This is a genomic window from Pseudomonas sp. URIL14HWK12:I5, from assembly GCF_900176445.1.
Classification (GTDB): Bacteria; Pseudomonadota; Gammaproteobacteria; order Pseudomonadales; family Pseudomonadaceae; genus Aquipseudomonas; species Aquipseudomonas monteilii.
In genome coordinates this window covers 12,190-30,989 of the sequence record NZ_FWXQ01000012.1, presented here as the reverse complement: position 1 = coordinate 30,989, position 18,800 = coordinate 12,190, and the positions used below count along the sequence as shown (strand labels likewise).

The 18,800-nt window shown below is 63.9% G+C and carries 16 protein-coding genes and 3 pseudogenes; 9 read left to right on the top strand and 10 right to left on the bottom strand.

The window, feature by feature from the left end; genetic code table 11:
* Positions 1 to 22: 22 nt before the first annotated feature.
* The 5 genes from B9A31_RS23995 to B9A31_RS23975 are packed head-to-tail and all read right to left on the bottom strand — an operon-like array spanning position 23 to position 4,163.
* Positions 23 to 295 (bottom strand): DUF2160 domain-containing protein, encoded by a 273-nt coding sequence (locus B9A31_RS23995; RefSeq protein ID WP_013971877.1) that lies wholly within the window; start codon positions 293 to 295, stop codon positions 23 to 25.
* Between the two features lie 12 nt (positions 296 to 307).
* Positions 308 to 1,108, bottom strand: a complete 801-nt coding sequence (locus B9A31_RS23990) for a carbohydrate ABC transporter permease (RefSeq protein ID WP_016714775.1) — start codon at positions 1,106 to 1,108, stop codon at positions 308 to 310.
* Between the two features lie 3 nt (positions 1,109 to 1,111).
* A complete protein-coding gene (locus tag B9A31_RS23985) occupies positions 1,112 to 1,975 on the bottom strand; it encodes a carbohydrate ABC transporter permease (RefSeq protein WP_016714776.1) in 864 nt (287 codons plus the stop codon).
* Complete coding sequence (locus B9A31_RS23980; RefSeq protein WP_025754406.1) at positions 1,972 to 3,069, bottom strand: ABC transporter ATP-binding protein; 1,098 nt, start codon at positions 3,067 to 3,069, stop codon at positions 1,972 to 1,974. The genes B9A31_RS23985 and B9A31_RS23980 overlap by 4 nt, the downstream gene beginning before the upstream one ends.
* Complete coding sequence (locus B9A31_RS23975; RefSeq protein ID WP_019097190.1) at positions 3,069 to 4,163, bottom strand: ABC transporter ATP-binding protein; 1,095 nt, start codon at positions 4,161 to 4,163, stop codon at positions 3,069 to 3,071. Before B9A31_RS23975 ends, B9A31_RS23980 begins: the two co-directional genes overlap by 1 nt.
* A gap of 223 nt (positions 4,164 to 4,386) precedes the next feature.
* Between B9A31_RS23975 and B9A31_RS23970 the strand changes: the two genes are divergently transcribed.
* On the top strand, positions 4,387 to 6,135 hold the full coding sequence (locus B9A31_RS23970; protein WP_027609735.1) for a sigma-54-dependent Fis family transcriptional regulator: 1,749 nt from the start codon (positions 4,387 to 4,389) through the stop codon (positions 6,133 to 6,135).
* Between the two features lie 22 nt (positions 6,136 to 6,157).
* Here the strand turns inward: B9A31_RS23970 and B9A31_RS23965 are convergent, their stop codons facing one another.
* The 3 genes and pseudogenes from B9A31_RS23965 to B9A31_RS27870 all read right to left on the bottom strand — a co-directional run.
* Positions 6,158 to 7,846, bottom strand: a complete 1,689-nt coding sequence (locus B9A31_RS23965; RefSeq protein ID WP_025754408.1) for a putative bifunctional diguanylate cyclase/phosphodiesterase — start codon at positions 7,844 to 7,846, stop codon at positions 6,158 to 6,160.
* A 13-nt stretch (positions 7,847 to 7,859) separates the two neighbouring features.
* Positions 7,860 to 8,354: pseudogene (locus B9A31_RS27875) on the bottom strand (methyl-accepting chemotaxis protein); the annotation flags it as partial.
* Between the two features lie 741 nt (positions 8,355 to 9,095).
* A pseudogene (locus tag B9A31_RS27870) lies at positions 9,096 to 9,425 on the bottom strand (PAS domain-containing protein); the annotation flags it as partial.
* A gap of 265 nt (positions 9,426 to 9,690) precedes the next feature.
* Between B9A31_RS27870 and B9A31_RS23955 the strand changes: the two are divergent.
* The 5 genes from B9A31_RS23955 to B9A31_RS23935 all read left to right on the top strand — a co-directional run bounded on the left by B9A31_RS23955 (position 9,691) and on the right by B9A31_RS23935 (position 14,165).
* Positions 9,691 to 10,005, top strand: coding sequence for a helix-turn-helix domain-containing protein (locus tag B9A31_RS23955; protein WP_025754409.1), 315 nt, complete (start codon positions 9,691 to 9,693; stop codon positions 10,003 to 10,005).
* A gap of 228 nt (positions 10,006 to 10,233) precedes the next feature.
* Entirely contained in the window at positions 10,234 to 11,547 is a 1,314-nt protein-coding gene (locus tag B9A31_RS23950; protein ID WP_019097194.1) for a C4-dicarboxylate transporter DctA, read from the top strand.
* Positions 11,548 to 11,591: 44 nt separating this feature from the next.
* On the top strand, positions 11,592 to 12,296 hold the full coding sequence (locus B9A31_RS23945; protein ID WP_016714784.1) for a FadR/GntR family transcriptional regulator: 705 nt from the start codon (positions 11,592 to 11,594) through the stop codon (positions 12,294 to 12,296).
* A 16-nt stretch (positions 12,297 to 12,312) separates the two neighbouring features.
* Positions 12,313 to 12,981, top strand: coding sequence for a GntR family transcriptional regulator (locus tag B9A31_RS23940; RefSeq protein ID WP_016714785.1), 669 nt, complete (start codon positions 12,313 to 12,315; stop codon positions 12,979 to 12,981).
* Between the two features lie 122 nt (positions 12,982 to 13,103).
* Positions 13,104 to 14,165, top strand: coding sequence for a hypothetical protein (locus B9A31_RS23935; protein ID WP_016714786.1), 1,062 nt, complete (start codon positions 13,104 to 13,106; stop codon positions 14,163 to 14,165).
* A gap of 41 nt (positions 14,166 to 14,206) precedes the next feature.
* Here B9A31_RS23935 and B9A31_RS23930 read toward each other — a convergent pair whose 3' ends face one another.
* The gene (locus tag B9A31_RS23930; protein ID WP_027609737.1) at positions 14,207 to 14,635 is read right to left on the bottom strand and encodes a PACE efflux transporter; all 429 of its coding nucleotides are present in this window, start codon (positions 14,633 to 14,635) and stop codon (positions 14,207 to 14,209) included.
* A gap of 103 nt (positions 14,636 to 14,738) precedes the next feature.
* Between B9A31_RS23930 and B9A31_RS23925 the strand changes: the two genes are divergently transcribed.
* The 3 genes and pseudogenes from B9A31_RS23925 to B9A31_RS27860 all read left to right on the top strand — a co-directional run bounded on the left by B9A31_RS23925 (position 14,739) and on the right by B9A31_RS27860 (position 17,646).
* A complete protein-coding gene (locus tag B9A31_RS23925; protein WP_016714788.1) occupies positions 14,739 to 15,617 on the top strand; it encodes a LysR family transcriptional regulator in 879 nt (292 codons plus the stop codon).
* A 97-nt stretch (positions 15,618 to 15,714) separates the two neighbouring features.
* A pseudogene (mcpA, locus tag B9A31_RS27865) lies at positions 15,715 to 16,791 on the top strand (methyl-accepting chemotaxis protein McpA); the annotation flags it as partial.
* 114 nt (positions 16,792 to 16,905) lie between these two features.
* Positions 16,906 to 17,646, top strand: a complete 741-nt coding sequence (locus tag B9A31_RS27860; protein ID WP_371851099.1) for a methyl-accepting chemotaxis protein — start codon at positions 16,906 to 16,908, stop codon at positions 17,644 to 17,646.
* A gap of 34 nt (positions 17,647 to 17,680) precedes the next feature.
* Here B9A31_RS27860 and B9A31_RS23915 read toward each other — a convergent pair whose 3' ends face one another.
* Entirely contained in the window at positions 17,681 to 18,745 is a 1,065-nt protein-coding gene (locus B9A31_RS23915) for a YkvI family membrane protein (RefSeq protein ID WP_084297463.1), read from the bottom strand.
* Positions 18,746 to 18,800: the final 55 nt, after the last annotated feature.

The following is an 18,800-nucleotide window of genomic DNA, read 5'->3' as shown; positions in this document are numbered from 1 at the left end:
GTTAATCCACAGGGCCGCTCGCTCAGCCCCAGCGCAGCACCACCACCAGCCACGCCAGCGACAGCAGCGAGGCCACCCACAACGGCCACTCGCTGACGCCGACCACCAGCAAATGCAGGTAGGCGCTGGCCAGCAGGCCGATGAACAAGCGGTCACCCCGGCTGGTGACCAACGGCAAGAAGCCGCGCCGCTCCACGCAAGGGCGGCGCAGCTCAAGCAGTGTCATGCCCAGCAGCAGCACACCAACGGCAGCAAAGAACAGCGCCGTCGGCAAGGTCCAGGCCATCCACTCCATGCGTTGCCCTCCTCACACCCGGCCCAGGGCAAAGCCCTTGGCCACATGGTTGCGCACGAACCAGATCACCAGCATGCCCGGCAAAATGGTCAGTACCCCCGCCGCCGCCAGCACCCCCCAGTCGATACCCGAGGCCGACACGGTGCGGGTCATCACGGCCGCAATCGGCTTGGCATTCACCGAGGTCAGGGTGCGCGCCAGCAGCAGCTCGACCCAGGAAAACATGAAGCAGAAAAACGCCGTCACGCCGATACCAGAGCCAATCAGCGGAATGAAGATCTTCATGAAGAAGCGCGGGAAGCTGTAGCCGTCGATGTAGGCCGTTTCGTCGATTTCCTTTGGCACACCCGACATGAAGCCCTCCAGGATCCACACCGCCAGCGGCACGTTGAACAGGCAATGGGCCAGGGCCACGGCTATATGGGTGTCGAACAGGCCGATCGACGAGTACAGCTGGAAGAACGGGAGCAGGAACACCGCCGGGGGCGCCATGCGGTTGGTCAGCAGCCAGAAGAACAGGTGCCGGTCGCCGAGGAAGCGGTAGCGCGAGAAGGCATAGGCCGCCGGCAGCGCCACCAGCAACGAAATCAGCGTGTTCAGGCACACGTAGTACAGCGAGTTGATGTAACCGCTGTACCAGCTGGCATCGGTGAAGATCACCCGGTAGTTGTCGAGGGTGAATGCCTGCGGCCACAGGGTCAGGCCGCCAAGGATCTCGGTGTTGCTCTTGAACGACATGTTCAGCAACCAGTAGATCGGCACCAGCAGGAAGAAGAAATACAGCAGCAGGGCCAGCGTTTTGCGCGTGCTCATGGGCTAGTCCTTGTCGGCATGGGTCATGGCTGTGTAGAACAGCCACGACACCAGCAGGATGATCAGGAAGTACACCAGCGAGAACGCCGCCGCCGGGCCCAGGTCGAACTGCCCCACGGCCATGCGCGTGAGGGTCTGGCTGAGGAAAGTGGTGGCGTTACCCGGCCCGCCACCGGTCAGCACGAACGGCTCGGTGTAGATCATGAAGCTGTCCATGAAGCGCAGCATCACCGCGATGAGTAGCACATTCTTCAGCTTGGGCAGCTGGATGTGGCGGAACACCGCCCAGCCCGAAGCACGGTCGATGCGCGCGGCCTGGTAGTACACGTCGGGGATGGCGCGCAGGCCCGAATAGCACAGCAGTGCCACCAGTGACGTCCAGTGCCATACGTCCATCACCAGCACCGTAAGCCAGGCGTCGAACGGGTCGCCGGCGTAGTTGTAGCTGACCCCGAGCTTGGCCAGGGTAGCGCCAAGCAGGCCGATGTCGGCACGGCCGAAGATCTGCCAGATGGTGCCCACCACGTTCCACGGGATCAGCAGCGGGATGGCCATGACGATCAGGCACACCGACGCCATGCGCCCCTTGGTCGGCATGGTCAGGGCAATGCCGATGCCCAGCGGGATCTCGATCAGCAGTACGCAGGCGGAATAGATGAACTGGCGCAGTAGCGCATCATGCAACGCCGGGTCGCGCAGCACCTGGCGGTACCAGTCGGCACCGACGAAGTAGCGGTTGGACTGGTCGAAAATATCCTGCACCGAGTAGTTGACCACGGTCATCATCGGTACCACCGCGCTGAACGCCACCAGCAGGAACACCGGCAGCACCAGCCACCAGGCTTTGTTGTTCGGCACTTTGTTCATGGCCCGGCCTCCAGCAGCACATCGTCGACGTACAGCATCAACCACTGCGCCGGCAAGCTGACCCAGGCCTGATCCACAGGCAACGGGCGGTCCTCGCCCAGGCGCGCCTTCAGCGCGACACCGCCTACTTCGACGGTGACGATGCGGTAGGTGCCCAGGTCTTCGATATCCAGCACGCGTGCGGGGATGGCGCCATCGAACGGGCTGTCCCACAGCTGCACGAATTCTGGTCGGATGCCCACTTGCAAGCGCCCGCCTGCCGTTGCCGCCAGCCGTTCGCGCAGGCCATCGGGCAGCGCCAGGTGGACATCACCAAACGCCACCCCGTCGGCTTCGGCACGCACCTCGATCAGGTTCATGCCCGGGCTGCCGATGAAGTAGCCGACAAAGGTATGCCGGGGCCGCTCGAACAGCTCACGCGGGGTGCCGAACTGAACGATGCGGCCACCGTGCATCACTGCGATCTTGTCAGCGAAGGTCGATGCCTCCAGCTGGTCATGGGTGACGTAGATCATGGTGATGTTGAACTGCTCGTGAATCTGCTTCAGCTTGCGCCGCAGCTTCCACTTCAGGTGCGGGTCGATCACCGTCAGCGGCTCGTCGAACAGGATCGCCGACACGTCATCGCGCACCAGGCCGCGGCCCATGGAGACTTTCTGCTTTTCGTCGGCGCTGAGGTTGCGCGCCTTCTTGCGCAACACGGCAGACAGGTCGAGCACCTCGGCAATTTCTTCCACCCGGGCACGCACCCGGGCTTCATCCAGCCCTTGGTTGCGCAAGGGGAAGGCCAGGTTGTCGAACACCGTCATGGTGTCGTACACCACCGGGAACTGAAACACCTGGGCAATGTTGCGCGCTTGCGGCGACAGCTGGTTGACCGGTTTGCCGTCGAACAGCACCTCGCCATGGGACGGCGTCAGCAGCCCGGAAATGATATTGAGCAGGGTCGACTTGCCGCAGCCCGACGGCCCAAGCAACGCGTAGGCGCCGCCCTGCTCCCATACATGCTCCAGCGCGTGCAGGGCATAGTCCGCCTCGCTGGCGGGCTGGCGACTGTAACTGTGCGCCAGTTGGCGCAGGCGGATTTCGGCCATCACCCTCTCCTTGCCTGGCGCAACCCCGGGGCCTGCACCAACGCCCCGGCGCTGTCGAAGACGAACAGCTTGTGGGTGGGGATGAACACGCGGATCGGCGTGTCCACCTGGTATTCGTGAACCCCGGGCAGGTGCAGGATCATGCGCCAATGCTCGTTGCGCACATGCAGGAAGGTTTCGGAACCGCTGATCTCCGCCAGCTCCACCAGCACCGCCAGTTCCAGGTCATCATCGTGGGCCGGCACCAGGGTGATATGGCTGGGGCGCACGCCAAAGCGGTAGTCGCCTTCGGCAAGCGCCTGCAAGTCGGCATTGCGGGCAAAATGCACGGCCTGGGCCAGGCTCACCTCGTTGCCACTGATACGGCCAGGCACCAGGTTGATCGGCGGCTCGGAGAACAGCTCGGCCGCCAGCACACTGCCCGGGCGCTGATACACCTCGGCGGTGGGGCCGCTTTGCACGATGCGGCCCTCATGCACAAGGGTGGTGGTGCCGCCCAGCGCCAGCGCCTCGTTGGGCTCGGTGGTGGCGTATACCGCAATGCAGTGGCGCGCCGCGAACAGCTCGCGAAGCTCCTGGCGCAGGCCTTCGCGCAACTTGTAGTCGAGGTTGACCAACGGCTCGTCAAAAAGGATCAACGAGGCATCCTTGACCAGCGCCCGGGCCATCGCCGTGCGTTGCTGCTGGCCGCCGGACAGCTCCAGCGGCAGGCGCTGCAGGTAGGTTTCGATGCGCAACATCTCGGCAGTTTCCTGCACACGCCTGCGGATGTCCGCCTCGGTCATACGCGCCTGGCGCAGCGGCGAGGCGATGTTTTCGTACACGCTCAGGGTCGGGTAATTGATGAACTGCTGGTACACCATCGACACGTTGCGCTGGCGCACCGGCACACCCGTCACGTCCTGGCCATCCATCAGCACCCGGCCCCGGTCCGGGCGATCGAGCCCGGCCATCAGGCGCATCAGGCTGGTCTTGCCGGCCAGGGTGCGACCCAGCAGCACGTTGAACGAACCAGGCTCGAAACGCAGCGAGGCATCGACGATCCACGGCTGGTTGTCGACGCTGCGACTGACCTGCTCCAGCACCAGGGACATGGCATGGCCTTCTTGTCGTTGTTGTCTGCCGGGAACAGCCAGTTCCGTGCCAGTTGCTCCCCGATGCTCTGGCTTGGGGCCTCGGCCGCAGACCATGCAAACCGGGGGTTCACAAATGAACACATTCACTGAACAACTGAACACCTGCCGGTTTGACAATGAACACCCGTGAACAACACTGAACAGCGGTCCGCCCATAACAACAACCACACAGGACAGGCCCATGGCCGCATCCGCTTCGACCCATGCCCAACTCATCCAGGCATCCTGGGCCCGCTGCCGCGATCACGGTTTGCAACCGCAGCACGCACCGGACTTCGACTGCCTGACCCGCGCCGAACTCAGCGAACTGCTGGAGAAACGCCAGGCCCTGCTGCGCCTGACCCGCGAGGAAGTGCTGCCGCAATATGCACACCTGCTGGGCAACGCCAGCTACCTGGTGATGCTGGCCGATGCCAGCGGCTGCCTGCTCGACAGCTGGGGTTCGCGGCGCTTCATCGAACCGCGCCAACAGCATGGTTTCAGCGCCGGCGCCCACTGGCACGAGCGCGGCGTTGGCACCAATGCCTTGGGCACCGCGCTGATTTGTGCCCAGGCCATTCACGTCGGCCAGGACGAGCACTTCCTGCGCCAGAACCGCTACATGTCCAGCGCCGCCGCCCCCCTGTTCGACGCTGCGCGGCAACTGGTCGGGGTGTTCGACGTGGCCAGCGACGGCTATCTGCCGCCCAGCCAGACACTGGGCCTGGTGCGCATGATGGGCCAGAGCCTGGAAAACCGCCTGATCTTCGCCGCGCATGCCGACCAGCATGCACAACTGATCTTCAACAGCGCCTCCGACAACCTCGACAGCCCCTGGGCCGGCCTGCTGGTGTTCGATGAGCATGGGCAGGTGCTGGCCGCCAACCACCGGGCCGACAGCCTGCTCGGTGGTAACCCGTTGCAGCAGAACATCGAGCAGCTGTTCCAGTTGCCCCTGCAGCAGTTGCTCAGCCATCCCCGGCAACAGCCCTTCGCCCTCCAGGCCACCGGGCGCAACCGCTTTCATTGTCAGTGGCAACCGCCACGCGAAACACCCCGCCGCCCTGAACCTGGCAACAGCGAACCACGCCTGGAAAAAGCGCGAGTGCAGGCCGGCCTGCTGCTGGAAAAGGACATTCCAGTGTTGGTGCAGGGTGAAACCGGTGTGGGCAAGGAAGTGTTCGTGGAAACCCTGCACCGTGCCAGCAGCCGCGCCGACAAGCCCCTGGTCGCCGTCAACTGCGCGGCGATCCCGGCCGAACTGGTGGAGTCGGAGCTGTTCGGCTACGACAAAGGCGCGTTCACCGGCGCCCACCACAAAGGCAACCCGGGGCTGATCCGCAAGGCCGACCACGGCATCCTGTTTCTCGATGAGATCGGCGACATGCCGCTGCCTACCCAGGCCCGCCTGCTGCGCGTGTTGCAATCGCGCAGCATCCAGCCGCTGGGCAGCGGTGAACCGGTAGCGGTGGATATCCGCGTGGTGTCGGCGAGCAACCGCGACCTGGCCGAAGAGGTGCGTGCCGGGCGCTTTCGTCAGGATTTGTACTACCGCATTGCCGGGCTGACGGTGGTGCTGCCGCCGCTGCGCGAGCGTGCGGACCGGCGGCAGTTGATCGACCAGGTGCATGCCCGCTACCGCGAGCCTGGGCAACCGGCGCGGCTGCCCCCGGCCATTATGGAGTTGCTCGATCAGCACCCCTGGCCTGGCAATGTGCGCGAACTGGTCAGTGTGCTGCAGGTGGCACTGGCTTTGGCGGGCAGCGGGCCCGTCGGCGTCGAGCACCTGCCTGCAGGGTTTCTGGCCGAGTTGCAGGTGCCTGTGCTGGTGGCGACCGAAGCGGTAGACCTGCAGACGCTGGTTGAACAAGCCAATGGCAACCTGTCAGCAGTGGCGCGCGGCCTGGGGATCAGCCGGACCACCCTCTACAAGCGGCTGCGTGAGCGATGAATCTATTGACCTGCACGGCCGCTCAAGGATTACGCCACTGGACCGGTTGCCGGTAAGCCTGTGCCCAGGCTTGCACTTCACTGGCCGGCATAGGCCGGGCAATGCAGTACCCCTGCGCCAGCTCGCAGCCCAGCCCCATCAGCACCCGGCCGTGCTCGACGCTCTCCAGCCCCTCGGCGATCACCTCCCGGCCAAAGGCCCGGGCCAGGCCAATCACCGCTGCTGTGAGCGCCAGGTCGTCCTGATCATGGAGGATGTCACGCACGAACGACTGATCGATCTTGATCGTCTGGGTCGGCAAGCGTTTCAGGTAACTCAACGACGAATAGCCGGTGCCGAAATCGTCCAGCGAGAAGCGCACGCCCAGTGCGCGGCAGGCGTCCAGGCAACGGCTGACGTGCTGCAGGTTGTCGATGGCAACGGATTCGACGATTTCCAGGTCCAGCCTGGCCGGGTCCACCGCCGGGTACGCTGCCAGCAGCTGCTGCAGGCGCTCGGCAAAGTCACTGCGCTGTAAATGCCGCGCGGCGATATTCACACTCAGCGACCAAGGCTGCCCTTGCTGCTGCCAGGCCTGCAACTGGATCAAGGCCTGGTCGAGCACCCACTCGCCGATTTCAACGATCAGGTCGGTCTGCTCTACCCAAGGCAGGAAATCGCCGGGCGGCACCACGCCACGGCCTGGCCGCTGCCAGCGCAGCAAGCCCTCGAAGCCCAGCACCTGGCCGCTGCGCAGGTTGACCTTGGGCTGGTAGTAAAGGCAAAGCTCTCGGTTGTTAAGGGCCCGTCGCACCCGCGCCACTGTCTGGTGAGTGGCCTTGAGCTCCTGCTCCTGCGACACGTCGAACACGTGATACCGGTTGCGCCCGCGCTGCTTGGCCACATACATGGCCTGGTCGGCATGGCGCACCAGGGTATCGGCATCTTCATCATCCTGCGGGTACAGGGTCACGCCGATACTGGCGCTGAGCGAAAGCGTGTGCCCCCGAACCACACAGGGGGCCGCCAATGCCCGCAATACCCGCCGCAGGGCTGCATGCAGCTTTCGCTCATCATCGAAGTCGCGCAGGATCAGCACGAACTCGTCGCCCGACAACCGGGCCACCGCATCACCCCCGCGCAGGATGCGCTTAAGGCGCTGCGCCACTTCCACCAGCAGCAGGTCGCCCACCGCGTGCCCGTAACCGTCGTTGACCGCCTTGAAGCCATCCAGGTCGAGCATGCACACCGCCAGCGGGATGTCTTCACGCCGCGAGTAGGCCAGGGCCTGGTTCAACAGGTCGGACAGGTAGGCACGATTTGGCAGGCCAGTGAGCACATCGTGCCCCACCCGCCATTGCAAGGTGTGCAGCAGTTGGCGTTTCTCGGTGACGTCAAAGCGGATCGACACGTACTTGCGCACCAGGCCGGTCAGCGGGTCGACCAAGGGCACCATGGTGCTGTCGACCCAGTACAGCGAACCGTCCTTGGACCGGTTGCAGATCTCGCCCTTCCACACCCGCCCGGCGGCCAGGGCCCGCCACATGCCGACGAAGAACGCCGGCTCGTGCAGGCCGGAGTTGAGGATACGGTGGTTGGCTCCCAGCAGTTCCTCGCGGCTGTAGCCCGAGATGCTGCAGAACTGCTGGTTGACGTAGGTGATGTTCCCACGCAGGTCGGTTTCCGAAAAGATCGCGGCCGCGTCCACGGCCGCGCGATAGATATCATCCATAAAGCATCCTGCCTTAGCGGTTGAAGCGCTCCACCAGGGCGCGCAATCCGGCGCACACCTGTTCCAGTTCGGCGCCGCGCGAGGCAGCGGCGTTGGCGCTGTGGGCGCTGTGCTGGGCAATACCGGCTACGCCGTTGATCTGCCGCGAAACATCTTCGGCCACTGCCGACTGCTGCTGCGAAGCGGTCGCCATCTGCTGGCTCATGTCGCTGATGCGCTGCACCGCATCGCGAATGCCATGCAGCGCCTGTCGCGCTTCCTGCACCTGGGCAACGCCCAGTTCGGCACCTTCGATGCCCTGGCTGGCGATCACCACGGCTTCTTCGGCGCCACTGCGCAGCGCATCGATGATGGCCTGGATGTGCAGGGTCGACTGGCGGGTCTTGTCGGCCAGCGCCCGCACCTCATCGGCGACCACGGCAAAGCCGCGCCCTTGCTCGCCCGCACGCGCTGCCTCGATGGCAGCGTTGAGGGCCAGCAGGTTGGTTTGCTCGGCAATGCCGCGGATCATCCCGGCAGCCTCCGCGATGGCACCGGTCTGACCGGCCAGCTGGCTGACCGCCTGGTTGATCTGCGTCACGGTGCTGGCCAAGGTACGAATGGCTGCACCGCTGGCATCTGCCACCTGGCTACCCTGCTCGGCCAGCAGGTGCGCGGTGTGTGCCTCGGCGGCGGTCAACTGGACATGGTTGGCCACTTCACCGATGGAGGCAGCCATCTGGTTCATTGCGGTGGCGCTCAGGTCGGTTTCGGCACGTTGCTCCAGCAGCGCGGCCTCGGTGCCGCGCGACAGCTGCCCGGCATCGTGGGCGGCCACGGCCATTTGCCCGGCCAGGTCGCTTAACCGCGTCAATGCGGTTTTCAGGCGTGCCTCTTCGCTGATCAGCATCAGTTGCAGTTGCCCCGCGGCACCCGGCAAGTCGCTGTAGGTCAAGGCTGCAACCGGGTCGGCGAAGGCACCGTCGGCGCCTTGCACAACCCGCTGCAACTGCCGGCCAATGGCATCGCTTGCCCACAGGCCGTAGGCCAGGAACAGCCCCAGGGTCAGCCCCTGCCCCACCAGGCCAGGCCATAGCTGGTTGGCGCCCAGTGCCAGCAGCCCGCCCGCCAGTGGCAAGGCCAGCGCCTGCGCCAGCACGTTCAGCCGACGCGGCACCGACACTGCCGCCTGGCCGTTGCGCAGCCGCGCATACAGGGCTTCGGCACGGGCCACCTGCTCACGCGTGGGGCACACCCGCACCGACTCGTAGCCGACCACACGCCCGCCTTCGAGGATAGGCGTGACGTAAGCGTTGACCCAGTAGTAGTCGCCGTTACGGCAGCGGTTCTTGACGATGCCCATCCAGCTCTTGCCAGCTTTCAGGTAGCGCCACATCAACGCGTACACCGCCGGCGGCATGTCCGGGTGGCGCACCAGGTTGTGCGGGCTGCCGATCAGTTCGGCCTCGCTGTAGCCGCTGATAGCGGCGAATTCGGGGTTGCAGTAGGTGATCAGGCTGGCGGTATCGGTAGCAGAAATCAGCCGCTGATCAGGGGGAAAACGTTGCTCGACCGGGGTAACCGGCAAGTTGAGGCGCACGATGAGACTCCATTCACTGACGTACCGGTACTCAGCTCATCGACAACCATCGGAACCGATCCGTAGCGATCCGCTCCAAATGGCACATGCGCTTCCCGCCGTTGGGCACGAGGCCGAACCACGCAGGGATGTTGACGATGACTGACCGGTCAAGCCGTGAATTCTACGAAATTCATCACATAAATAAAACAAAGGTGATCAATCATGGCGTTGCGCCATGTTGATAGATATCGTTAAGTTCTTGATTCTAAATGGGAATTAAGTGATGACGAGATCAGCTTTGGGTACCGCCCTGCGCCGCTACCGCAAGCTGGCGGGCCTGACCCAGGCACAACTGGCCGAACGGACCGGCTTCGATCCCAAGACCATCAGCCGCTTCGAAACCAGCACCTATACACCCAGCATCGATGCACTCATGGAGTTTGCTCAGGTGCTGGGCGTCAAACCCAAGGACTTCTTCGCCGAGCCGGACGACGAAGAGGAGCAGCGCGCCTACCTGTTCGGCGTCATCCACAACGCACCGCCCAAGGATCTTGGCAAGCTGATTGCAGCAGTGGAGCAGGCACTGGCCAAGCCCTGAACTGATTCGCGCATACCCACTTCACGGCATGCACCGAAGTAGAGCCTGGCAGGCCAGATTGCCCCATAACTGGTCAGACCGGTAAGGCCGAAAACCCTTGCAAAGTCGGATTTTTCGCGCTTTTATGGCCCCGCGCTGAACAAACCGGTAAGACCACAATAATTAAGTCCTGCGCTCTTTCGCCCCGTGCGGCTACCGAAGCAAGGACACCGATCAGAGATCAATCCCATGCTTAAATGGTGCTCGCGTTCGATCTTCCTGCAAGTCGTGCTCGGCCTTGCCCTCGGCATCGCCTGCGGTCTCAGCTTTCCCGACCTTTCCCTGCAACTCAAGCCCCTTGGCGACGGCTTCATCAAGCTGATCAAGATGCTCATCGGCCTGATCGTATTCTGCGTGGTGGTCAGCGGTATCTCGGGCGCGGGCGACCTGAAAAAGGTCGGGCGCATCGGCCTGAAGTCAGTGATCTACTTCGAAGTGCTGACCACCCTGGCGCTGGTGATCGGCCTGGTGTTCGCCTTCAGCAGTGGCATTGGTAGCGGTGCAAACATTCACCTGGACCAGTTGTCCACCGCCGATGCCAACGGCCTGGCCGAGCGCGGCCAGCACATTCACGGCGCCACGGCGTTCTTCATGGACCTGATCCCCACCTCGGTGATCGGTGCCTTCGCCGACAACAACATTCTTCAGGTGCTGTTGTTCTCGGTACTGTTCGGCAGTGCGCTGAACCTGGTGGGTGACTCGGCCGCCGGCATTTCGCGGCTGATCAACGAACTGAGCCATGTGATCTTCCGCATCATGGGCATGATCGTACGTCTGGCGCCTATCGGCGTATTCGGCGCCATCGCCTTCACCACCAGCAAATACGGCCTGGAATCGCTGCAGCACCTGGGCGGGCTGGTCGCACTGTTCTACCTGACCTGTGCCGGCTTCGTGCTGATCGTGCTGGGGACGGTCATGCGCCTGTCGGGCCTGAAGCTGTTGCCGCTCCTCAAGTACCTGCGTGAAGAGCTGACCATCGTGCTGGGCACCGCCTCTTCCGACGCCGTGCTGCCGCAGATCATGCGCAAGCTGGAGCACCTGGGCATTGGCAGCTCCACCGTCGGCCTGGTGATCCCGACGGGGTACTCGTTCAACCTCGACGGCTTCTCCATCTACCTGACCCTGGCCATCGTGTTCATCGCCAACGCCACCGGCACGCCGCTGGAAATGACCGACCTGCTGACCATCCTGCTGGTGTCGCTGGTGACGTCCAAGGGCGCTCACGGCATCCCAGGCTCGGCACTGGTCATCCTGGCCGCCACCTTGACCGCCGTACCCGCGATTCCGGTGGTTGGCCTGGTGCTGGTGCTGGCAGTGGACTGGTTCATGGGCATCGGGCGGGCATTGACCAACCTGATTGGCAACTGCGTGGCCACCGTGGCCATCGCCCGCTGGGAAAAGGACATTGACCTGGAGCGCGCGCAGAACGTGCTCGACGGCAAGCCCGGCTTTGCCCCCACGCCGCGCAAACAGCCCAACACGCACCATCAACAGGAATTCTGAACCAGAGCGGCCGGCGATCACGCCGGCCCTTGCAGGAGCGAACCGTGATCAGCTCATCAACCGTCGTCAACTCAGTGGTGGAAAAACTGCGCCAGGCCTTGGCCCGGGGCCAATGGCGCACCGGCGACATGCTGCCGGGCCAGCGCGAGCTGGCCGAACAACTGGGCATCAGCCGCCCTAGCCTGCGCGAAGCGGTGACCGTGCTGGAGACCCTGGGCCTGGTCCGCTCGTTGCCAGGCAAGGGCGTACTGGTACTGGACGCCGATGCCACCCTCCAGGAACCCGGCATCGACACCAGCGCTGCGGCCAGCCTGGCCGACGTACTGGAACTGCGCTACACCCTTGAGCCCTTCATCGTTGGCCTTGTGGCGCAATCGGCCAACAGCCAGGACATCGGCCAGTTACGCCTGACCCTGATGGACATGCGCGAAGCGCTGGAGGCCGATGACAGCGAAGCCGGCGTGAAGGCCTACATCGCCTTCCATGAAGCGCTGTTCGCGCTCACCACCAACCCGATCTTCCAGAGCGTGGTGCAGCAGACCGGCAATGCCCTGAAACAGAGCGCCGACATGCTGCGCAACTCGCCCGAGCACCTGGCGGCGCGGCTAAAGGAGAACGAAGCAGTGGTACGTGCCATACGTGAACGCAACAGCGCCCAGGCCAGTGCCCAGATGCGCCAGCACATCCTCGCCGAAGGCCAGCGCATGGGCATTTCGCTGAACATCCCGGACGAACACCCGCATCCATGACCCCAGGAGAGCGACCATGAACGCCGCCCCTCACCTGCCCGCCCTGCTTGCGGCCGGCGAAACCCGCCTGTCGGCCGAGCAGATCTACCCCCGGCTGTTCGACGCCATTCTCGAACAGCGCCTGCCCCCGGGCGCGCTGCTGCCCGAGCAGGCGTTGGGGCATGCCTTTGGTGTCAGTCGCACCGTGATTCGTCGTGTGCTTGGGCGCCTGTCCGACCAGCAGGTGGTGGTGCAGCGCCCCAGCCACACCGCGCACCTGGCCGCGCCCGACCCGGATCAGGCACGTCAAGTGCTCAGCGCCCGGCGCCTGGCCGAAACCACGCTGATTACCCTGGCCACCCAGCGCGCACGGCCGGCGCAGGTGCGCCAGCTGCGGCAACTGGTAGAGCGCGAGCGCCAGCACCACGAAAGCGGTGAGCGCTGCGCGGCGATCCGCCTGGGCGGTGAGTTTCACCTGAAACTGGCGCAGGTGGCGGCCAATGCGCCGCTGGCACGGTTCCTCAATGGGCTGGTGCCGATGACCTCACTGATCATCGCCCGCTACGAATCACCGTGTTGCGACCACTGTGCATGGGAAGAACACGCGGCCATCATCGATGCCGTGGAGCAAGGCGATGCCGAGGCGGCGTTGGGTTTGATGCACAAGCACCTGGACCGCCTGGAAGCAAAACTCGACCTGAATTGATCGTTCATGCTGACGCGGTCCTACAGGGATTGCGTCGCCTAAGCGATAAGGTGCACGGCAGTACTTCGCACGCCACCCTATACTGCAAAAACCACCCCAGCCTCTATCAGGGAGGCGGTTGCGTGAGTGCTCGAATCCTTCTGTTGCTGTGCCTGCTGTTGGCCCTGGCCGGCTGCGCGGGCAAGCGCCCACCTGCCCCGCCTACGCCTGCGGTGCTCACGCCCGCCGCCTGGCAACGCATCGACCAGGAGCTGATCGACGCTTCGGTCGGCGCAGCCGGCTCGGCCAACGACTATGCCCGGCGCTCCATGCGGGTATGGAAGGAACAGGTACAACAGCGCACCGAAAGCGACTTCATCCCTTGGTTCACCGGTTACTGGACCCAGCAGTGGCTCACCCTCAAAGTGGCCTGGTACAAGCTCGACAGCGGCGAAGGCCGTGAACCTGCGGAAAAGCGCCTGGCCCTGTACCTGCAGGAGCAATACCACGAGCGGGTGATCGAGCCGGTGGCCGAGCAGATCAATCCCGAGGGCATTCGCGACCGCGCCTGCGAGCTGTACCTGCAGCTGCTCGGCCAGCAGCTACCCGCCATCATCAGCCGCTACAACGCGCCGCCCGAGCAGGTCAGCCAGCGCCTCAACCGCATCCCCGCCATCCACCTGGGGCCGCCGGATGCGCGTAATGCCAGCCTGTACCAGTTGCTTCGGGCCAAGTCGCTGGACCAGCAACCGGCCTGGCAAGCCATGCGCCAGCACTTGCATGAGCAGGCCAGCAAAGGCCCCGGGCGAACCGATGTCGGGTTGAACTCGGTGGCCACCCAGGCCAGCGAAAAGCTCGGCGCTACCCTGGCGCCGCGCGGCATCGCCAGTGCCGTAGCGTCGGCGGTGGGCAAGGTGGCGGGGGCGATGATTTCGATTGCCGCGGCCGGCTACGGCATGATGACCCATGACCGCGAACACCCGCAGATGGTCGAACAGTTGCGGGTGATCCTCAACGTCGCGCTGAACCAGGAATGGCAAGAGTTGATGGAAAACCGCCAAAGCGGGGCCATGGCGGGAGTGTATTACTTGTCGGGGCAGGTTGAGGACAGTTTGCTGGCCAGTGTGCCGCGACCGGTTGAACAACCTGCGGAGCAGCAGGTAAAGCAGCAGCAAGAGCCTTTGATCATTCGCCTGCCGCCTTAGGGGTTGCCTGTACCTGCGCAGAGGCCGGTACAGGAAACCTGTCAGGCAGCGGCCATCGCGGAACTTGGCAGCCCGAACACCCGATCAAACGCCCAGTTGTAGGCAAAGGTGTAGCAAGGGACCAGCACGATGAACGCCATGTCCACCAGCAACGCCTCCACCAGTGTCATGTCGAGCCACCAGGCAATCAGCGGAATCAGGTAAACCACCAGCGTCAGCTGAAAGCCGATGGCATGCGCCACCCGCCGCGCCACGCTGCGCCCACGCGTGGCCTGGCGGCTCTCCCACCCTTCGAACAAGGTGTTGTAAACCAGGTTCCAGAGCATGGCGATGGTGGTGATCATCACCGCCAGCGGCCCGGTATGCGACGCCTGGGTGTCCGACAGGTAAGCCAGCCCGAGGGTCGACATGCACAACCCGATCAGCTCATAAAAAGTCACGTAGACCAGTTTGCGTTTCAATCCCTGCACTCGGGGTTACCTCCAATGACAAAAAGCGATGGGGCGCGATCATGCTTCACCATGCTTGACAGCAAAAGTCAGCAGCTGTCAGATCAACTGACAGGAGCCTGCCATGAACTTTTCCAGCGACAACATCCAGCTTTTTCTAGCCGTGCTCGACTGCGGTTCGTTTTCTGCCGCCGCGCGCGCCCTCAGGCGCGTGCCTTCAGCCGTGAGCATGGCTATCGGCAACCTTGAAGCGGAACTGGGCTACAGCTTGTTCGAACGGGGTTCGCGTGAGGTTCGCCCAACTGCCCAAGCCCTGGCCCTGGAACCACACGCCAGACTGATTGGCGAACAATTGGGATTGCTGCAGGTACACGCACTGGAGCTGTCCCAAGGGCTGGAAAGCAGCCTGACCCTGGCCGTGGTACCAGACATCGACCACCGGCCACTGTTGGCGGCTATCGCACACCTTGGCGAACGCCACCCGCTGCTGGATATCGCCCTGCTCAGCGCCCCGCAGGAAGAAGCCCTGCACCTGCTGGACAGTGGCCGCGCCGACCTCTGCGTGGCCTTTGCAGGCCTGCAGGTCGACGCCCGCCGAGGCTTCCAGCACATCGGCATGGAGTCGCTGGTGGCCACTCTGTCGCCGGCCCACCCGGCCTTGCGCGAGGGGCGCATCCATTACCTCGAAGACCTGACCCAGGTGCGTCAGATTCTGGTGCGCAGCCGCGACCTGCCAATGGCCGACCCGCGCCCGCTGATCGGTGCAGCGCACTGGTCAACCGACAGCTTCGACCTGGCGTTGCAAATGGTGGAAGCAGGCCTGGGCTGGGGCGACCTGCCGTTGTCGCGGGTTGCGCCGCTGCTCGCCAGCGGACGCCTGGTGCGCCTGGGTTTTCGCAATACACGCAACGAGTTGCAGTTGCCGGTACACATCTTGTGGCGCAAGCAACAACCGCTGCAGCAAGCCGCACGGCTGTTGATCCAGCAGTTGAGTAACCGTTGATTACCGTCTGTCGAAACGGCCGTAAGAATTTTCTGTAAGTACTTCAATCTTTTACCCCTTTAGCCGATATCCCGGTCGACAGGCCCCGCAGTGCGTCATGAGCGCGCTGCGCCCTCCCTTCATTGGCTCAAGGTCTCGAAACATGAACCTGAAATTTCGCCACAAGATCCTGCTCAGCGCCTGCGGCGTCGTGGTCCTGGCATTTGCCCTGTTCACGCTCTACAACGACTACCTGCAACGCAACACCATCCGCCAGAACATCGAAGCGTCGGTGCAGCAATCCGGTGCACTGACCGCCAGCAGCGTGCAGAACTGGATGAGCGGGCGCATCCTGGTGCTGGAAAACCTGGCCCAGGACATCGGCCAGCAAGGTGCCGGCGAGACCCTGGCCGGGCTGATCGAGCAGCCGTCCTACACGCGTAATTTCCTGTTCACGTACCTGGGCCAGGCCAACGGTGCGTTCACCCAGCGCCCGGACGCCCAGATGCCTGCCGGTTACGACCCGCGCCAGCGCCCTTGGTATGGCGCCGCCGCCAGCGCCGGGCAGACCGTGCTGACCGCCCCCTACCAAGGCGCGGTCGGCGGCCTGATGGTCACCATCGCCACCCCGGTGAAGAGCAAAAGCAACGGCGAGCTGATCGGTGTGGTCGGCGGTGACGTGACCCTCGACACCTTGGTCGAGATCATCAACTCGGTCGACTTCGGCGGCATCGGCCACGCCTTCCTGGCAGACGCCAATGGCCAGGTGATTGTCAGCCCCGACAAAGACCAGGTGATGAAGAACCTCAAGGACATCTACCCCGGCAGCAACCTGCGGATTGCCGCCGGCATGCAGGATGTCACCCTCAACGGCCAGGACCGCATCATTTCCTTCGCCCCGGTAGCCGGCCTGCCGTCGGCGCAGTGGTACATCGGCCTGTCGATTGACAAGGACAAGGCTTACGCTGCACTCAGCCAGTTCCGCACCTCGGCGATCATCGCCATGCTGATTGCCGTGGCCGCCATCGCCGGCCTGCTTGGCCTGCTGATCCCGGTGCTGATGAGCCCGCTGACCACCATGGGCCGCGCCATGCGCGACATCGCCGAGGGTGAAGGCGACCTTACCCGCCGCCTGACCGTGCAGAACAAGGACGAGTTCGGCGAACTGGCCACCTCGTTCAACCGCTTCGTCGAGCGCATCCATGCCTCGATCAGCGAAGTGTCCTCAGCCACCCGCCTGGTGCACGACCTGTCGGAAAAAGTGGTCAGCGCTTCCAACGCGTCGATCACCGGCTCGGAAGAACAGAGCATGCGCACCAACAGCGTGGCGGCGGCCATCAACGAACTGGGCGCCGCCACCCAGGAAATCGCCCGCAACGCCGCCGATGCTTCGCAGCATGCCAGCGGCGCCAGCGAGCAGGCGCACGGCGGACGTGAAGTGGTAGAAGAGGCGATCAGTGCCATGACCGCCTTGTCGCAGCGCATCAGCGAGTCGTGCGCGCAGATCGAAACACTCAACGCCAGCACCGACGAAATCGGCAAGATTCTCGACGTGATCAAGGGTATTTCGCAGCAGACCAACCTGCTGGCACTGAACGCCGCGATCGAGGCGGCCCGTGCCGGTGAAGCCGGCCGTGGCTTTGCCGTAGTGGCCGACGAAGTGCGCAACCTGGCACACCGTACCCAGGAGTCGGCGGAAGAGATCCACCGCATGATCACCAGCCTGCAGGTAGGCTCGCGCGAAGCGGTGCACACCATGAACACCAGCCAGGTGTCCAGCGAGCAGACCGTGCAGGTAGCCAACCAGGCCGGTGAACGCCTGGCCAGCGTGACCCAGCGCATTGGCGAAATCGATGGCATGAACCAGTCCGTGGCGACCGCGACCGAAGAGCAGACCGCCGTGGTCGAGAGCCTCAACCTGGACATCACCCAGATCAACGCCCTGAACCAGCAGGGCGTGGAAAACCTGAACGAAACCCTACGTCATTGCGACCAGCTGGCCCAGCAGGCCGGGCGCTTGAAGCAGCTGGTGGGCAGCTTCAAAATCTGATGGACCCGAAGAGGGGCGCTGTGCGCCCCTTTTTTTATGCCACAGCCGCTTTCGTGGCCCTGTCCCGCCGCACCCAGGCCAGCAACACCGCCGCCATCAGCACGAAACCCAGGTAGCCAAACAACGGGTACACCTCCCCCACCAGGCTGATGAACCCCACCAGGCTGCAGCCAAAAGCCACCACCCCGGTTATCACCGAACCCCAGCGGAACGTTGCGGTGCCCGCCGGCAGCAGCCGCGAAAGAAACGAAAACAACGTACCCACTGCCGTGTTGACGATCATGCCGAAGATGATCAGGCACATCACCCCCCCCAGCAGCGGTGACACTTCGTTGGCAATCGACAGCATCGGCATGGGCAAGTCGGCCACGCTGTCCAGGCGCGACAACAACCCGGCACTCATCACCAGCATCAGGCCGCCCAACGCCGCCCCCCCCAGCAGGCCACCCCACACTGCAGTTTTCTCGCCCTTGGCCGAGCCCCCCAGAATGGCCAGAATCGGCGCACCGGCAACGATGTTGTACGACACATACAGAAACGCGCCCAACAGCCAGTGCCGGGTACCGGCCTGCTGCTGGCTGGCCAGCTGGTCGAGCGCGGCGAAGCTCTGTTCACGGGTAAACACGGCGTACAGTGCAATCGCCGAAGCCACCAGGATCAACAGCGGTGTGATGGCACCGATGGCCAGGATCACCTTGCGCACGTCCAGGCACACAATCGCCACCACCACCAACGTCACCAACACGCTGCCGGTCAGTGCCGGAATGCCGAACTGTTGCTCCAGCAACGCGCCCCCACCGGCCAGCATGACCACCGTGACGGCAAACATGAAAAAGGTGATCAGCCAGTCGACAAACAGGCCCAGGTAGCGACCGCAGATGGCCTGTATCACGTCCTTGTGCGAGGTGGCCTGCTGGCGGTTGCCCAACCCGGCCAGGGCCATGCCAAGGAAGGTAAACAGGGCTGCACTGACCAGTGCCCCCACCAACCCCCACACACCGAAATCGACAAAGAACAACAACAGTTCCCGCCCCGAAGCGAAGCCCGCCCCCACGATCACGCCGACAAATGCGCCGGCAATCTTCAGCTGCTCTTGCATGTGAACCTCTGGATTTATTGTTGTTGTTTTGCTGCCACCGCATCGCTTTTGCGGG

Bases quoted from the DNA above. Each gene is read 5' to 3' on its own strand.
- B9A31_RS23925 (WP_016714788.1), top strand. From the start codon at position 14,739: ATGAACTTTTCCAGCGACAACATCCAGCTTTTTCTAGCCGTGCTCGAC.
- B9A31_RS23955 (WP_025754409.1), top strand. From the start codon at position 9,691: ATGACGAGATCAGCTTTGGGTACCGCCCTGCGCCGCTACCGCAAGCTG.
- B9A31_RS23970 (WP_027609735.1), top strand. From the start codon at position 4,387: ATGGCCGCATCCGCTTCGACCCATGCCCAACTCATCCAGGCATCCTGG.
- B9A31_RS23980 (WP_025754406.1), bottom strand. From the start codon at position 3,069: ATGGCCGAAATCCGCCTGCGCCAACTGGCGCACAGTTACAGTCGCCAG.
- B9A31_RS23990 (WP_016714775.1), bottom strand. From the start codon at position 1,108: ATGAGCACGCGCAAAACGCTGGCCCTGCTGCTGTATTTCTTCTTCCTG.
- B9A31_RS23965 (WP_025754408.1), bottom strand. From the start codon at position 7,846: ATGGATGATATCTATCGCGCGGCCGTGGACGCGGCCGCGATCTTTTCG.
- B9A31_RS23940 (WP_016714785.1), top strand. From the start codon at position 12,313: ATGAACGCCGCCCCTCACCTGCCCGCCCTGCTTGCGGCCGGCGAAACC.
- B9A31_RS27860 (WP_371851099.1), top strand. From the start codon at position 16,906: ATGCGCACCAACAGCGTGGCGGCGGCCATCAACGAACTGGGCGCCGCC.
- B9A31_RS23915 (WP_084297463.1), bottom strand. From the start codon at position 18,745: ATGCAAGAGCAGCTGAAGATTGCCGGCGCATTTGTCGGCGTGATCGTG.
- B9A31_RS23985 (WP_016714776.1), bottom strand. From the start codon at position 1,975: ATGAACAAAGTGCCGAACAACAAAGCCTGGTGGCTGGTGCTGCCGGTG.
- B9A31_RS23995 (WP_013971877.1), bottom strand. From the start codon at position 295: ATGGAGTGGATGGCCTGGACCTTGCCGACGGCGCTGTTCTTTGCTGCC.
- B9A31_RS23975 (WP_019097190.1), bottom strand. From the start codon at position 4,163: ATGTCCCTGGTGCTGGAGCAGGTCAGTCGCAGCGTCGACAACCAGCCG.
- B9A31_RS23950 (WP_019097194.1), top strand. From the start codon at position 10,234: ATGCTTAAATGGTGCTCGCGTTCGATCTTCCTGCAAGTCGTGCTCGGC.